This is a genomic window from uncultured Methanobrevibacter sp., assembly GCF_902788255.1.
Classification (GTDB): domain Archaea; phylum Methanobacteriota; class Methanobacteria; order Methanobacteriales; family Methanobacteriaceae; genus Methanocatella.
On record NZ_CADAJR010000005.1, the window covers coordinates 34,503 to 47,187 of the forward strand.

At 36.2% G+C, this 12,685-nt stretch carries 11 protein-coding genes; 10 read left to right on the forward strand and 1 reads right to left on the reverse strand.

Annotated features, from left to right (window positions below):
* The first annotated feature begins 72 nt into the window (after positions 1-72).
* From rpl37A to QZV03_RS02075, 7 genes are all read left to right on the forward strand, one after another.
* Positions 73-342, forward strand: a complete 270-nt coding sequence (gene rpl37A / locus QZV03_RS02045) for a 50S ribosomal protein L37Ae (RefSeq protein WP_292608966.1) — start codon at positions 73-75, stop codon at positions 340-342.
* Between the two features lie 3 nt (positions 343-345).
* Positions 346-477 (forward strand): DNA-directed RNA polymerase subunit P, encoded by a 132-nt coding sequence (locus QZV03_RS02050; RefSeq protein ID WP_082706360.1) that lies wholly within the window; start codon positions 346-348, stop codon positions 475-477.
* 42 nt (positions 478-519) lie between these two features.
* A complete protein-coding gene (locus tag QZV03_RS02055; protein ID WP_296874047.1) occupies positions 520-1,005 on the forward strand; it encodes a Brix domain-containing protein in 486 nt (161 codons plus the stop codon).
* Positions 998-1,264 carry a KEOPS complex subunit Pcc1 gene (locus QZV03_RS02060; protein WP_296874048.1) on the forward strand — a complete coding sequence of 89 codons (267 nt, stop codon included), beginning with the start codon at positions 998-1,000 and terminating at the stop codon, positions 1,262-1,264. Before QZV03_RS02055 ends, QZV03_RS02060 begins: the two co-directional genes overlap by 8 nt.
* 31 nt (positions 1,265-1,295) lie before the next feature.
* Complete coding sequence (locus QZV03_RS02065) at positions 1,296-1,643, forward strand: prefoldin subunit beta (RefSeq protein WP_296874049.1); 348 nt, start codon at positions 1,296-1,298, stop codon at positions 1,641-1,643.
* Positions 1,644-1,677: 34 nt separating this feature from the next.
* A complete protein-coding gene (locus QZV03_RS02070; RefSeq protein WP_296874050.1) occupies positions 1,678-1,962 on the forward strand; it encodes a DUF3194 domain-containing protein in 285 nt (94 codons plus the stop codon).
* A gap of 576 nt (positions 1,963-2,538) precedes the next feature.
* Positions 2,539-3,228 carry a HisA/HisF family protein gene (locus tag QZV03_RS02075; protein WP_296874051.1) on the forward strand — a complete coding sequence of 230 codons (690 nt, stop codon included), beginning with the start codon at positions 2,539-2,541 and terminating at the stop codon, positions 3,226-3,228.
* On the opposite strand, the gene QZV03_RS02080 is transcribed toward QZV03_RS02075, so the two are convergent.
* Positions 3,220-3,399: a hypothetical protein gene (locus QZV03_RS02080; RefSeq protein WP_296874052.1), complete on the reverse strand. Its 180-nt coding sequence runs from the start codon at positions 3,397-3,399 to the stop codon at positions 3,220-3,222. The genes QZV03_RS02075 and QZV03_RS02080 overlap by 9 nt on opposite strands.
* Before the next feature lie 109 nt (positions 3,400-3,508).
* Here QZV03_RS02080 and QZV03_RS02085 point away from each other — a divergent pair, with 109 nt between their 5' ends.
* The 3 genes from QZV03_RS02085 to QZV03_RS02095 all read left to right on the forward strand — a co-directional run bounded on the left by QZV03_RS02085 (position 3,509) and on the right by QZV03_RS02095 (position 12,684).
* A complete protein-coding gene (locus QZV03_RS02085) occupies positions 3,509-4,357 on the forward strand; it encodes a cation diffusion facilitator family transporter (RefSeq protein WP_296874053.1) in 849 nt (282 codons plus the stop codon).
* 16 nt (positions 4,358-4,373) lie between these two features.
* The gene (locus QZV03_RS02090; protein ID WP_296874054.1) at positions 4,374-5,183 is read left to right on the forward strand and encodes a PfkB family carbohydrate kinase; all 810 of its coding nucleotides are present in this window, start codon (positions 4,374-4,376) and stop codon (positions 5,181-5,183) included.
* A gap of 274 nt (positions 5,184-5,457) precedes the next feature.
* Positions 5,458-12,684: a DUF3320 domain-containing protein gene (locus tag QZV03_RS02095; RefSeq protein WP_296874055.1), complete on the forward strand. Its 7,227-nt coding sequence runs from the start codon at positions 5,458-5,460 to the stop codon at positions 12,682-12,684.
* The last annotated feature ends 1 nt before the right edge of the window (position 12,685 follow it).

A 12,685-nucleotide genomic window follows, 5' to 3' on the forward strand; every position in this document is an offset into this window, starting at 1 on the left:
ATTAGATAATTTTATGATTATTTTAGATAATCAATTTATTTTAAATTTTAATTATTACGGAGAGAATAAAAAATGGCAAGAACTAAAAAAGTGGGTATTACAGGAAGGTTCGGTGCAAGATACGGAAGAAAAGCTAAAAGATCTGTTAAAATCATTGAAGAAAACATGAAAAAAAATCATGTTTGTCCTAAATGTGATAGACCATACGTAAAAAGACAAGCTGCTGGAATTTGGAAATGCAGAAAATGTGGTGCAGTATTCACTGGAGGAGCATACGTTCCTGAAACTCCAATGGCAAAATCTGCAGCACGTAGTATTAGAGATATTAGAGTGGAGGAATAGGCCTTGTACAGGTGTCCACGTTGTGGAGCAGAAGTAGACCATAAAAGCTACATGGAAAATAAATGTCCTAAGTGCAGATATAGGATTTTATTTAAAAATGTTCCAGAAACTACTAGAATTATAAAAGCAAGATAATTTCTTTTGCTTTTACTAAATTTTTTACTATTTTTGATTTAAATGTTAATTTCAACTTCTAGAAAACCTTCCCAGAAAACTAGAAAGTTCTGTAAGAATCTGGCTCGTGTAACTGATTCAACCTCTGTCAACAGGGGTAAGATGAATATGCGTGAGCTTTTGTTGAAGGCTTTGGAAGTTGATGAATACAACTTAGCTGTTGTTAATGAGATTAAGGGAAATCCAAGCAGGATTTCTTTCTATTCTAATAAAGGAGAATTATTGTTAACAATTCTTATTGGAGTAACTTTGGATAATGAAAAGACTAACATTGCTCCATCCCAATTGAAAATAGTGTCTGAAGTTGAAAGTCTTAATGTTTTAAGCGATATTTTGGACTTGGATTTAGTGGATAATGCTGAAGATAATTATATCTTGATTTCCGAAAGTGACGATTCACCGGCTAGAATTCATTTCATAAACAAATTTGGAGAGAAACTTAACTTCCAGATTAATGTCAAAAAGATTTTAGAGGTTACAAATGATTGATGAAAGTCCTCTAGAACGTGTCAAAAGTAATATTGTTGTTGAATTTGAATCTGACAGCCAGGCTAAAATCATTTATGAATCTATTCTTTTGGAATTTGAGACTGCTCCCGATTTTAGATCATCCATGACAATCGATTTGGATGGATCTGATATAACTATCAATATTGATGCGGAAGACTCTACTTCATTCAGGGCTTCTGTAAACTCTGCAATCAAGTGGATTAAACTAGCATTGGAAATAAATAACTTAACAAACTAACGTTTATATAATAATTATATTAGGTGATAATATGGAGATTCCTGAAAATATTCAAGAACAATTAAATCAGTTTCAACAATTACAACAACAAGCTCAAGCTGTAACCATGCAGATTCAAAACGTTGAAGTGCAGGTTCAAGAAACTGAAAAAGCTTTAGAAGAACTCAAAAAAACCGATGAAAATACTGATGTATTCAAACAAGCTGGTACCCTGCTCATCAAAGTTGATTACAAAGAAGCTTTAGATGAAATGGAAGACAAATTAGAAACTCTTCAGTTAAGAAAACAAACCATGGCTCGTCAAGAAGAAAGAGTTATGAAAAAACTCGAAGAAATGCAAGCTACTATCCAAGCTGCTATGAATGGTATGGGCCAATAGGCTTAATACTTTTCTTTTCTTTTTTTAGATTTTCATGTCAAAACTTAAAATATTATCTCAGGATGACCTGGCAACCATTTCTGATGCTTTCGGTGAAATTCTTGAGGGCGAAATTTCTAAAGCTCTTCCGTCCAAGGAAATTGAAGATTTGGATTTAGACATTCTTTTAAACTATGAGAACAAACAGTTAGATGTTGATGTTGATGTTGGGGTTCTTTTTGATGAATTGTCAGAGATTACTCAAGATCAAGTTGCCCAGGCTATTGATGAAGCCTATGTGAAGTTTGATTCATACATTGATGATAATTTCAGGGTTTAATTATTTTTTTTAACTTTTTTAGTAATACTAATTATATATTTTATATTAATTAAAGTAATACTTTTTATTAAAAAAGTATTTATATTAGTAAGTGCAACCTTTAATTATGGGTTTGAAGTAATCTCAATAGCTTAGCAAATTAGGACAAACACGTAATACTATCTTTCATATTCCCTCTTCAATTACTTCAAACTTCATCTTTTCTTATTTTTTTCAATTTAACTTTATCAAACAAGTTTTATTAATTTTAACAAATTTATACTTGCCTAAAAATTGTAGTTTTACATTTTTGAAAAATGTTTATTTATTTGTCAATATTTGGTATATTTTAATTATACTAAGTTTATTATTTTATTATTATATTAAATTCTATTCATTCAAGTTTACTTTAATTTTTCTAAAATATAGTAACCTTTATATACTATGCAAAATAACTTAATTATAGAGGTTCATAACACGACAGTTATAACCATATAAATTGATCATTATTTTTATATACTCGAGAGGGGCTGAAAAACACGTTAGTTCCTCTCACCTCCTTAAGTTTTTAATACTAGTTTTTTCTAATTTTATATTATGATTAAAAAAATTCCTGTCATAGATTTAAAACAACACCAGGCAGTAAGTGGAAAATCTGGAATGAGGGACACTTACCAACCGTTAAACACAGTTTTTGCATCATCTGCAAATCCCGTTGAAATTGCACAGGGACTGAGGCTGAACGGTGCCGATGAGATGTATATAGCAGACCTTGACTTGATAGAATCCAACGGCCACAACATCAATGACATAAAAATGGTAAACACAGTCATTCCCGTCATGTTTGATGGTGGAGTCAAAAACTGCGAGTCATTCGAGTTTTTCCTGGACTATGCATACAAGATAATCATTCCAACAGAGACCCTTGAAAGCATTGAGGAAATGGAAAAGATCTTTGAAAAGTATCCAAAGGAAAGGATTGTAGTAAGTGTTGATACCAAAAACAACGAATTGCTTTCAAAAAACTTCGACATGACCTTGTCCGAATTTAAGGAAGTTCTGATTAGGCTGGACCCGAATGAAATCATTCTTTTAGACATTACGGGTGTAGGTACCGAAAAGGGCTACAATGAGTATCTGCTTAATGAATTTGAAGAGCTTAAGGATAAGTTAATCATTGCTGGTGGGTTGAATAAGGATTCATTAAGTGAATTGGAATCAATCGGTATAAAAAAAGTATTGATAGGAACTAGTCTTCATTCAGGAGAAGTGAAACTCCTAGACTAGAACACTTAAAACTGCATATGGGAATGCACATGCTATAACAAATAATGCTATTCCGAGACATAATTTCGGAGTATTATCTTCTAGGGATCCGGAAATAATCAACACAAATGAGAAAAATCCGAATATGACTGGAAGAATATGAGAAAATATTGTAGTTCCAACTATTGCCATTTTATATCACTATTATATTATTATTTTTTTAATTATATAAATCTAACTTTAATTTAGGTAGTAATTGATTAAATAACTTTTTTATAGTCTTTTGTTTAAATATAACAATATGAGAATAGACACACACCACCATCATAAGAAAGCTGGTGAAAATTTGGCATTTGTATTTTTTATGAACCTCGCATTCAACATAATTGTTATAGTGGGGGCGCTTGCAACAAACAGTATGGCCATACTTGCCGATTTCATCCATGATGCCGCAGACACCATTTCAATTGCAATTGCATGGATACTGGAGAAGGTTTCACAGAAGGACTCCTCAGACAAGTATTCCTATGGCTATCAGAGGTTTTCAATACTTGGTGCTGTGATAATATCTGTTTTTGTAATATTCATGGCGTTCGTGATACTGTCAGAGGCAATCCCGAGACTCTTTGCGCCTGAAGGTGTCGATGCGGGTGGAATGCTTGTGGTGGCAATTGTCGGATTGATATTCAAATCCCTTTCTGTTTACAGGCTACACAAAGGGGAAACATTCAATGAAAAGGCGATATTTTTCCATCAGCTTGGAGATATCTTCGAATGGCTTACCATTCTTGTTTTAAGCATAATTTTGATATTGTGGGGAGACATTCCATATCTCGATGCCCTGGTTTCAATAGGTATTGCGTTCTGGCTTATATTCAATCTTGGACGCAACCTGATCAAGTCCATTCAGGTTCTCCTTCAAAAGACCCCTGACAATTTTGATGTTGATGAGTTTAAAGACTCTGTTGTCGCCATCGATGGTGTTGACCATATCGATGATTTTCATGTATGGTCACTTGACGGCATTGATTCAGTTGCAACACTTAAAGTTGCAATCGAAAGGTGGGATATGCAGGCAAAAATCAAAGAAGAGATTTATAGCATTTCATCCAAATATCATATTGTTGACATAACTATAGAATTTGACTAATTAATTGTTGATTATCATGACTCTTGTTGTAATTGGACCTGTAACAAAAGATTTGATTGTTATTGGAGATGAAAAATCTCAAAAGGTAGGTGGTGCGACTTATTATCAGAGTTTTGTCTTTGATAAGTTCTACAATGATTACCTGGCAATAGTGAACTGTTCGGATGAGACTTTGGTGGATGATTTTCCGGATTTAAGTAAGGTCCGAGTAATCAAAAAGGATGATACTCATTTTTTCATAAATAAATATCCATTTAAGGATAATTTGGATGTTAGGCAGCAGTTGAGCAATTTTGCAGATATTCCTATTTTACCATCTGATTTGGAAGGAATATTGCCTGATAAAATCGATGGATTTGTGATAAATCCATTAAACAGACATGATTTTCCACTTGAGACACTTGAATATCTGAAAGGTTTTGACGTTCCCATATTCCTGTCAATCCAGGGTTTTCTGAGACTTCCTGACAGGCAAGTAAATGAAAATTATGCTATTAAATTAGATAACTTTGACATATTGCCTAACATTTTATCGTATGTTGATGCAATTTTTTTAGATGAGAGCGAAGCAAACCTCATCGGTGAGGATGTTCATGTGGATGAAATGGTCATAACCAATGGAAGTCAGGGATCCAGAATTGTGGGTGCGAGTGAAACTAGAATTGATGCGGTGCCATGTGACAATGTAGTAGACACCACAGGTTGTGGGGACACGTATATGGCGGCTTATATCTCTAAACGGCTGCTTGAAAATTCAGTTAAAAAATCAGGGGATTTCGCTTCAAAAATTGCCGCAGAAAAGTTAAAAAATTTTGGACATTTCTGATGTTATTTTCATTTCATTCAAAAATTTGCCAATCTCCTATTTGGAAACAACACTATAAATAATGGTTAAATATTGATTTTCATAATATTTTTTAACGATTATTCTTTCAGTTTTGATTTTTCAATCACTATCCAAAACTAACTATTTTTTAAGTCAGTTCTAAAATTTCACTGAAAAATACCGCTTTTATTGACTTTTAGAAAACTTTATTAATTAATATGATTATAATTATATATGCATTTTGAATTTTTTTTAAACACTACAAAGGGTCATCATGTTAAACAAATCATCAAATATAATCGAAAGGGAATTTAAGAATCTACGTAAGGAGCTATTGGATTTAACATTAAGAAATCAACTTCTTAACTTTAAATCAAGAGCTAAAACCATCACAATAGTAAATCAATCTCCTATTAACCTTTTTCAGACATTGGTTCTTCAGGAAAACAAGATGTATTTCGTGGCCAACAAAAAGGATAAAAAGGAGGACAAGTCATCAGTATGGGATCATATTCCATTTGACTTTTCCAAGTTTTCAGAAGGAGACAAGAAGTTAGCTACCGATTTGACCCCAAAGGAGCTTCAAAAAAGATTATATTACATTAACAACCAAGCAAAGACAATGCTGCAGGAGCAGGGTTACAACATCTTATACCTGGCCATTGGATTTTTGGAATGGAAGGACAAGTCCAAGCCGAAACAGAAAAATAAGGCTCCGTTGGTATTGATTCCGGTTTCCATGGAAAGGAAAAAGGTTGGTGAATCATTCAACCTTGAATGGACCGGAGAGGATATTCAAACCAACATTTCACTTAAGGCAAAGCTTCTTGAGGGAGGTATTGAACTTCCTGATTTCGAATTCAAGAAGTATGGTGAAGTCATTGATCATTATCTTGCCAGTGTCAAAATGGCAGTGTCCCGTATGGATGGATGGACAGTCAATGATAATGTGGCATTGGGATTTTTCAGTTTTACCAAATTCGTCATGTATAATGACCTGAACCCTGAGGCATGGGAAGAAAATGTGGATCTGACCAAAAATGAATTGATTCAGGCAATTTTCAATCCTGCCAAAAACGACCAGGAGGCATTCAGGGAAGAGGATATCGATGCCAGGTTGGAATATCAGAACATGTATCAGGTTCTGGATGCAGATTCATCACAGATTGCGGCAATACAAGACGTAAAGGCTGGCCGTAACCTGGTTGTTGAAGGACCGCCTGGAACAGGTAAATCACAGACAATCGTAAACCTTATTGCGGAATTGCTGGCTGAAGGCAAATCAGTTTTATTCGTATCAGAAAAGATGGCCGCACTGGATGTTGTAAAGGACAGACTGACCGGTGTAGGTCTGGGTAAGTTCGTTCTTGAACTACATTCACATAAGACAAGACGTAAAAAGTTTCTAAAGGATTTGCAAAAGGCAACAAATGTCAGGGCACAGGAGCCTTTAAACATTGACCAGACAATCCGTAAACTCGAAACATTGAGAAGGCAGTTGGATGACTATTCTCAAATCATTCACAAACCTGTATTTGCAGTAAACCTGTCAGCATTCCAATTGTATGGAATGAAGGAATCAGCTGATGATCATTTTGCACGTAAAGGTACCATAATGCCTTTGGTAAGGTTTGAAAATCCGGAAAGTGTAACTCTAAAAGATCTTGACGACATGAAGATAGCCCTTGAGAATCTGGCGGAGCTCTATCAGACCATTTCAAAGGAAAACCCTTGGAGCAAATGTGCGCCGAAAAGTCTGTTGCCTGCTGATTTAAGGGAAATTGAGATGCTCATCAATGATACACTGCTTGCATTGGACAATTTCCTTGTCGAACGTGGAAGGGTATATGACATCTATGGAATCAAGAAGCCCGATACACTCAATGAATTCCAGAATTCATTGTCTGCATTTGAAATCATCAAATCACAGAATGCCGAGCTGATTGATGGAAGCATACTCAAATCAGGGGCATGGGAAGGAAACAATGATGATGCATTCAGACTGATTCAGGAGCTTGAAAAATACCAGAGGTATGCCGTTGCGCTGACCAAATTCAATCAGAGCATATTTCAGGCTGATATAGACAGACTGATATATGAATTGCAGCATCTGTCAACCAAAAAGTTCCGTTTCTTTAACAATAAACAGCATATTGAACTTGTTGAGAGATTTTATGCAGTTCCAGTTCCAAACAGCATTGACGAAATCATAAGGGACCTGCAGGAAGCGAAAGTTGTAATCAACATCAGAAAAACCCTGGAGGCCAACAATGCTTTAGGTCAGAAATACTATGGAGGTTACTGGCATTTGAATGCAAATCCTAATGATTTAAAAGCCATTGCCCGTTGGATGAATGAATTCACTGCACTTGTGCGTGAAGGAACATTCTCACAAAATACAATTGATTTGATGAGCAAGGATTTATTTGACATTAAGCCTGAAAGGGATTTGGCTGATTATATTGATTCAGGTGAGCAATTCGTAAGGGTTCTTTCAAGATTAAAGGATAAGTTAAATCCAAGAAGCAAGTTGATTTTTAAAAGGGAAACTGGTGATGTGCCATTTGAAGCATGGAAGGAACAGTTGTATAATTGGAGAGGACAGCTATCAAGTCTTCATTTATGGTCACAATACCTTAATACCAAAAATGCATTACAAAGCTCCAATGCAAAGATGTTTGTTGACTCAATTGAGAAAAGAAACATCAAAAAATATGACATTGAGGCATTGGTTGAAGGAAACTTCGCTGATTCATTATTAAATATATTATTTGTTGAAAACCAGGAACTGGCAACATTCGTTGGTGAACTTCATGAAAACCGTATACGTGAATTCAAGGATTTGGACAAGAAGATTTTAACCCTGAACCGTAAAAGGATTTACCACAAGCTTAACAGCAACATTCCAAAGATATTCGGAGGTACTGAAAATCCTCAGGCTAAAATCCTTGCCGGTGAATTTACAAGAAAAAGCGGACACATGCCAGTTAGAAAACTCCTGGAAAAAGCCGGAGGTATGATAAAACAAATCAAACCTTGTTTTATGATGTCTCCACTGTCAATTGCACAATACCTTGATCCGACAAATGAGGAATTGCAATTTGATGTGGTTATTTTTGACGAAGCAAGTCAGGTAAAACCGGAAGATGCACTCGGTGCATTCATGAGGGGTAAAACCGCAGTGGTTATGGGAGATACACAACAATTGCCTCCAACATCATTTTTCGACCAGATGTCGGATGCGGACAGTGATGAGGAAGAGGCGACCTCTCTGGATATGGAAAGTATTCTGCATTTGTGTAAGCTATCATTTCCGGTTAAAATGCTTAAATGGCACTACCGTTCACGCCATGAATCATTGATTACAGTTTCAAACCGTGAATTCTATGACGATGACTTGCTGGTTTATCCTTCACCTTCACATTCAGATCCGGAACTCGGATTGAAATTCCGCTACAATCCTAATACTCAATACCTCAGAGGAGCATCATCCAAAAACCCTCTAGAGGCAAAGGATGTTGTGGAAGAGATATTCAATCACTTTGAAAAATATGGTGACACCAAGAGTCTTGGTGTTGGAACATTTTCCGTTGCACAGAAAAACGCCATTCTCGAAGAGCTGGAAGTAAAACGTAAGGAACATCCTGAATATGAACCTTTATTCTCTGAAAATAAGGAAGAACGTTTCTTCGTTAAAAACCTTGAAACAATACAGGGGGATGAAAGGGATGTTATCCTAATCAGTGTGGGTTACGGTTATGACCAGGACGGTAAGATGTCACTTAACTTCGGACCATTAAACCAGGACGGTGGGGAAAGAAGGCTAAACGTACTGATTACTCGTGCAAGGGAAAAATGTGTAGTATTCTCAAACTTTAAAGCTTATGATATGAATCTAACAGCGAACCCTCCTTATGGGGTCAAATCCTTAAGAGAGTTTTTAGAATATGCGGAAAACTTGACCCTTGGAACTCATAGTGCTGATGAAACTCCAAAAGAGCCGTTTGAAGATGCCATTGCAAGCTTTTTGGAGGAAAATGGTTATACTGTTGACAGACAAATCGGTTGTGCAGGATTCAGGGTGGACTTGGCTATTGTTGATGATGAAAATCCTGGAAAGTATATTTTGGGAATCACAACTGATGGAAAAATGTATGCATCCAGTAAGGTTGCACGTGACAGGGACAGGTTACGTGAACAGGTATTGACAGGACTTGGATGGAAATTATATCACTTATGGTCAACCGACTGGTACAGAAACCGTGATTTGGGCCGTAAGAAATTGCTCGATTTTGTTGAAAATTCAATCCGTGAAACCCGTGAAGAGGAAAGGCGCAGGTCAGAAGAGGAAAAAAGGCTGGCTGAAAAGAGAAGACTGGAAGCCGAAAAGAAAGCTGAAGAATTGCGCATAGCTCGTGAAAAAGAAGAAGCTGAAAGAAAGGCAAAAGAAGAAGCTGAAGCTCAAGAGGAAATGAATCCTGAAGATATAGGTCCTGCAGACTTTGTTGAAGTTGAAAAGGTTGATGATGGGGATGTTTTAGAAAAACCTATTGATGTCAGTGAACTTGACCCTGATGAATTCTTCAAGGAAGTCAATGCTGAAGAGGAAAAAACTCCCGAACCGGCAATGAATGAGGGCAAATCTGAATTTGTTGAGGTTGAGATTCCTAAGGAAAGCAAGGATTATTCTGCTGAGGAAGCTCCTTCAGAGTTTGTTGAAGATGACAGATCCGATGAAATCATTGAAGAAATTAATTCAAAAGAACAATCTAATGTTGTAAATGATGCTGAACCTCACGATGTGTCAGATAAGCCTGCCGGTCTTGAAGTTGAAAAGGAAACAGTTGAGACTCCTGAAGTGCCAGATGAAGCTGAAACTCATGATAATATTGCTGATACTCAAGAAGAGGTCAGTGAAGTTGAAAGTCCAGATGATGCTGAAGTATGGGAAGCACAAGAAAAAGATTCTTTAAAAGATGAAGATGCTGAAGTATGGGAATCTGATGAAGGTGTATCTCCAGAGGATAATGCGGAAGTCTGGGAAGATGAAAATGATTATGCTGATGAAGAGCAGCACCAATCTGTAAAAGATAAAATCAAATCAATCTTTACTCACAAGCACTCTGATGAAGAGGGAGGTTCTTCCCTGTTGGGCGGTCTGAAATTCACTAAGGATTTAGGTGAAAATTCAGATTTGAAAGATGAGTTTGAAGAGAAGTTAAATGACATTGAACCTGAAGATGACACTGTTGATTTGGGTTCCGATGACGGTTATATTTATGTTGATCACAGCAATGATGAAGTAATTGAAGATGAAGTTGAAGATGAACCTTCAAAAGTCACATTTAATAAAAAAATAGATGATCCTATTGTTGAGGAATTTGATGAGGATTCCTCATTCGATGAAGAGGCTGTTGAAGAGCCTGTTTATGAGGATATTGATGACAAATCATCTGTTGAGGAATCATTTGAGAAAGAGGTTGTAAAAGAACCTGTTAGGAATAAGCCTTCTCCTAAAAAAGAGGTTGTAAAAGAACCTGTTTATGAAGATGTTGATGATAATTACTCATCTGATGATGAAATAGTTAATGAACCCGCTCAAGAAGAGGTTAAAAAACCTGTTGAGGATGAATTTGTTGATTTGGGTCCTGATGAGGATTATATTTATGTTGACCACAGCAATGATGAGACTGTAGACAAAGAGTCATGCTCTGATGAAAAACCTGTTGAGGATGAATTTGTTGATTTGGGTCCTGATGAGGATTATATTTATGTTGACCACGGCAATGATGAGACTGCAGACAATGATGATGCAGATTCCAAAGAAGATGCTTCTGAAGACACTAATAATGATGATGATGCGGAAATTTCAGATGAAATCGTCCAAAATAAACATAGAAGGAACAGTTTCGTTAGATCCATTATTTCTGATGTTGTTGCAGGCGAAACCAGATTAAAGCCTGAAGAGATTAAAACAGTCAGGGGCGAAATTATGGATGAGGAGGAAGAACCTCTGCACAAGCCCGCTCCTAAGGATGATTTGGTGGTTGAAGCTGAAATAGTTAATGATGATAATTCGAATGTTTCCGATGATTACCTACCTGATTGGGAAAAAGAAGATTCTAATGAGGAATGGAATATATTCAATGATAATCTGCCAGATTTGGAAAATGATAACGAGGATGTTTCAGACATCGTTGATGAGGCCAAAAAGGATTATCTCGATGAGACCTTTGACAATATAGAATTCGATGCTGACAGGAAAGTATTTGATTTGGAGGATGATGAACCTATTGAAGATATTCAAACTAACGATTCAAATATGAACATTCAAACTCAAAACATTCAAGATAATGAAGCCGATATTGAAGATAATCAAGGTACTGTTAAAACTGATAATGAAGACAATGCTGAATCTACCAGTGACGGCGTAACTTACTATGAAGGTTCAAATGATGTGACAAGCAAGCTCAGGAAAAACAATTTCTACTATGATGATGAAAAGCCAAGGTCAGTGAAAGATTCCATAAGAGGAATTAAAAAGGATATGAGATATATCAACAAGTCCCTTAAGGAAATTGAAAATCCTACTCATATCGATTATGTTTCAGTTGTTGACAGAACTGAGGAGTATGATCCTGCCGATTACTTGAACATGCCGAGCGATGACGATTCCGATAAAATCATCCAAAGGGAAGAGGAATTGACATTTGCAGAAAAAGAGGAAATGAGAATCAAAAGGGAAATGGAAAGCGGTTCTCTTCAAAAAGAAGTGGAAAATGAGGAAGAGGTAATTGTGCCTGTTCATCAGCAATTTGTAAAAGAGGAGCTGAAAGACCAGGCCCTTGAAGACATAATCCAATCTGCAAATGATGATTATAAGCAAATCGAAAAGGAAAGGCACAGGCAGGATAACCAGTTAAGGGCATACGATAACCATAAGTTGCCTGGTAAAAAGAAACTTGAAGACAATATTGTAAATTATGTACAGTCAACCGATATTGGACTTGCATCCTCTGATGACTTGTACAACAAGCCATTGGATACCGTATCAGATTCCGTTAAAATGATTGTTGATATTGAAGGTCCGATACATGTAAGTGAAGTCACAAAAAGAATTAAGGACAGCTGCAATATCAAACGTGCAGGGGCTAATCTGAAAAGAACAGTCAATGCTGCCGTTACAAATGCAGAAAACAAGGGAGATATAATCAAGATAGGTGACTTTTTATATGATGCGTCAAACAATGATGTTTTAATCAGAAGAAGGGACAAGCCTAACATAGATTTGATTTCAGATGAGGAGATAGCAAAAAGTATCGAGCTTGTGCTGACCTACAACCAGAACATTACCACAAAGCAGATTGCCAAGGAAACTTCACGCAACTTCGGTTTCAGATCAACATCCAAAAAGACAGCTTCAAGAATAAACAGTGTTTTAGATTTGATGATTGCAAACAACAGGGTCAAAATTGAAAATGACATTGTTGAGTTAAAATAGT

Coding starts and splice junctions, on each gene's coding strand:
- rpl37A (WP_292608966.1), top strand. CDS start 73: ATGGCAAGAACTAAAAAAGTGGGTATTACAGGAAGGTTCGGTGCAAGA.
- QZV03_RS02055 (WP_296874047.1), top strand. CDS start 520: ATGTTAATTTCAACTTCTAGAAAACCTTCCCAGAAAACTAGAAAGTTC.
- QZV03_RS02060 (WP_296874048.1), top strand. CDS start 998: ATGATTGATGAAAGTCCTCTAGAACGTGTCAAAAGTAATATTGTTGTT.
- QZV03_RS02065 (WP_296874049.1), top strand. CDS start 1,296: ATGGAGATTCCTGAAAATATTCAAGAACAATTAAATCAGTTTCAACAA.
- QZV03_RS02070 (WP_296874050.1), top strand. CDS start 1,678: ATGTCAAAACTTAAAATATTATCTCAGGATGACCTGGCAACCATTTCT.
- QZV03_RS02075 (WP_296874051.1), top strand. CDS start 2,539: ATGATTAAAAAAATTCCTGTCATAGATTTAAAACAACACCAGGCAGTA.
- QZV03_RS02080 (WP_296874052.1), bottom strand. CDS start 3,399: ATGGCAATAGTTGGAACTACAATATTTTCTCATATTCTTCCAGTCATA.
- QZV03_RS02085 (WP_296874053.1), top strand. CDS start 3,509: ATGAGAATAGACACACACCACCATCATAAGAAAGCTGGTGAAAATTTG.
- QZV03_RS02090 (WP_296874054.1), top strand. CDS start 4,374: ATGACTCTTGTTGTAATTGGACCTGTAACAAAAGATTTGATTGTTATT.
- QZV03_RS02095 (WP_296874055.1), top strand. CDS start 5,458: ATGTTAAACAAATCATCAAATATAATCGAAAGGGAATTTAAGAATCTA.